This window comes from Arthrobacter sp. HMWF013, assembly GCF_003061105.1.
Lineage (GTDB): Bacteria > Actinomycetota > Actinomycetes > Actinomycetales > Micrococcaceae > Arthrobacter.
The window spans coordinates 1-2,318 of the sequence record NZ_QAIQ01000124.1 but is presented as its reverse complement, the minus strand read 5'-3'; the positions used below and the strand labels follow the sequence as shown (position 1 = coordinate 2,318).

3 protein-coding genes are annotated in these 2,318 nt (G+C 65.0%); 2 read left to right on the top strand and 1 reads right to left on the bottom strand.

Annotated elements, in window-relative coordinates; genetic code table 11:
• Positions 1-1,336 (top strand): MFS transporter (locus tag DBR22_RS05765; RefSeq protein WP_219928081.1); only part of this gene is annotated, 1,336 nt, incomplete at its 5' end.
• On the opposite strand, the gene DBR22_RS23720 is transcribed toward DBR22_RS05765, so the two are convergent.
• The gene (locus DBR22_RS23720; protein WP_181365047.1) at positions 1,333-1,506 is read right to left on the bottom strand and encodes a hypothetical protein; all 174 of its coding nucleotides are present in this window, start codon (positions 1,504-1,506) and stop codon (positions 1,333-1,335) included. The two genes, DBR22_RS05765 and DBR22_RS23720, sit on opposite strands and share 4 nt — an antisense overlap.
• 155 nt (positions 1,507-1,661) lie before the next feature.
• Here DBR22_RS23720 and DBR22_RS05760 point away from each other — a divergent pair, with 155 nt between their 5' ends.
• Positions 1,662-2,267 carry a TetR/AcrR family transcriptional regulator gene (locus DBR22_RS05760; protein WP_108598199.1) on the top strand — a complete coding sequence of 202 codons (606 nt, stop codon included), beginning with the start codon at positions 1,662-1,664 and terminating at the stop codon, positions 2,265-2,267.
• Positions 2,268-2,318: the final 51 nt, after the last annotated feature.

Genomic DNA, 2,318 nt, shown 5'->3' with positions numbered 1-2,318 from the left:
GCCTACAGGAGCCCCACCCCACGGCGCCCTCCACCCCGCCGCAGCCAATAAAACCGAACTGCGCCGCGCCGGTTGGGCCGGCTTCATCGGCACCGTCCTGGAAAACTACGACATGGTTGTCTATGGTGTCGGCACGGCCATCATCTTCAACACCCTGTTCTTCCCGAACGTCTCCCCCGCAGTGGGTTTCATTGCCAGCTTCGGCGCGTACGCCGTCGGCTTCATCGCCCGGCCCATGGGCGGCCTGTTCTTCTCCCGCTACGGCGACAAGATCGGCCGGAAGTTCGTCCTGGTGGCAACCCTTGCCCTGATGGGCACCGCGACCTTCGCGATGGGGCTGCTCCCCACCTATGAATCCGTTGGCATCCTCGCCCCGATCCTGCTGACCGTCCTGCGGTTCATCCAGGGCTTCGGCGCCGGCGCGGAAATGGCCAGCGCTGTTGTCCTCCTCGCTGAATTTGCGCCCAAGGGCAAGCGCGGCGCCATGACCTCACTCGTCTGGGCCGGCGCAGCAGTAGGCTCCGTCTTCGGATCAGGCGCGTGGATCCTGGTGCAGATGATGCCCCGCGAGGACCTCGAGTCCTGGGGCTGGCGCCTGGTGTTCCTCTCAAGCGCCCTGGTGACCGTTGCCGCCTACCTGATCCGCCGCAACATGAAGGAATCCCCGGTCTTCGCCGAACTGAAGAAGGAACACGTCGAGGCTGCTTCCCCGGTCTCGGAGGTCCTCAAAAAGGGCCGCCGCCCGCTGCGCCAGGTCTTCCTCATCAACATGGGCACCCACGCCCACTCCTACATCTACCAGGCGTTCCTGGGCACGTTCCTGATCTCTGTGGTCAACATCGACAAGGCCCTGATCCCGCAGATGCTGGCCATGGGCGGCCTCTTCGCAATCCCCGCGGCATTGGTTGCAGGACGCGCCACCGACAAGTGGGGCCGCAAGCCAGTAAACGTGTTCATCCTGGCTTTCCTTTTCCTGTTCTCCTTCCCCGCGTTCTGGCTCAGCAGCACTGGCAACATCTGGCTGATCGCGCTTGTCTACGCGGTGGGCTTCACCTTCGCGGTTGAGGGCGGCATCGCGGCGCAGTCGGCCATGTACGCAGAACTGTTCGGGTCCAAGTACCGTTACGCCGGCGTGGCCATCGCCCGCGAATTCTCGGCGATCCTTGGTGGCGGCATCGCCCCCATCATCTGCTCCGCCCTTCTGGCATGGTTCACGAACTCCTACTGGCCCATCGCCGTCTACATGATGATCATCGTGGGCATCTCGCTGTTCCAGGCGGTCAAGGCCCCGGAGACCCGCGACCGCGACCTCACGCTGGAGGAAAACGCCAGCTAGGAGGCTTCCGCCGCAGGCGCAAGCAGGACAAGGTTGCCGACGACGCCCCCGCCCTCTGAACAGGGCGTGGGCGCGTCCGGCTTCCAGCAGGGGAGGCTGACCACGTCCAGCACGTCCGGTCCGCCCTGGCGGGTGGCCTCCACGCTGCTGTACTCGCCGGGCACCGCCACAAGCCATTCCGCAGCGTTGACGACAGCGGCCGGCCGCGGCGGAGGGGCAAGTGGGCGATAGGGCCGAAGGTCCCCGCCAGGATCCGGCGCGCGGGCCGTCGATTTTGTCTGCGCCGGTGCCTTAATTACCGAACGTTCATGAGAAAATAGCCGTTATGCCCAGTACAGCAGCTCCCAGCAAGCGCGGCCGCCCCGGTTACGACCAGCAGTCCGTGCTGCTCATCGCCGTCGACGTCTTCAACCGGCACGGCTACGATGCAACGTCCATGGGCATTCTGGCCGAGAACCTGGGCATCTCAAAATCCGCGATCTACCACCACGTTCCGTCCAAGGGCGACCTCCTGAAACTCGCGTTGGACCATGCCCTCGGCGGGCTGGAGTCAATCCTGGAACAGCCTGAGGCGCAGAGCGGCCCGGCAGACGCGCGGCTGGAATTTGTGCTGCGGCAGACTGTGGCCGTCCTGGTGGAGCGGCTGCCCTTTGTCACGCTGCTCCTGCGGCTTCGGGGCAACACGGAGATTGAGCGGGATGCTTTGGAGCGCCGCCGCACCTTCGACCACAAGGTGGCCGGACTGATCTCGGCGGCCCGCGACGACGGCTCGCTCCGCCAGGACATCGATCCCCGCACGGTAACGCGCCTGCTGTTCGGCACCATCAATTCCATCGTGGAATGGTACAAACCGGGCGGCGCCCTCTCCCCTGAAAAACTGGCCGACGACGTCATCACCATCGCGTTCGACGGGCTCCATGTGAAGCCCTGAAGGTTTCGCCCGGACAGTAGCGGTGCCTGTCACCCAGGGCTACCGTTGAAG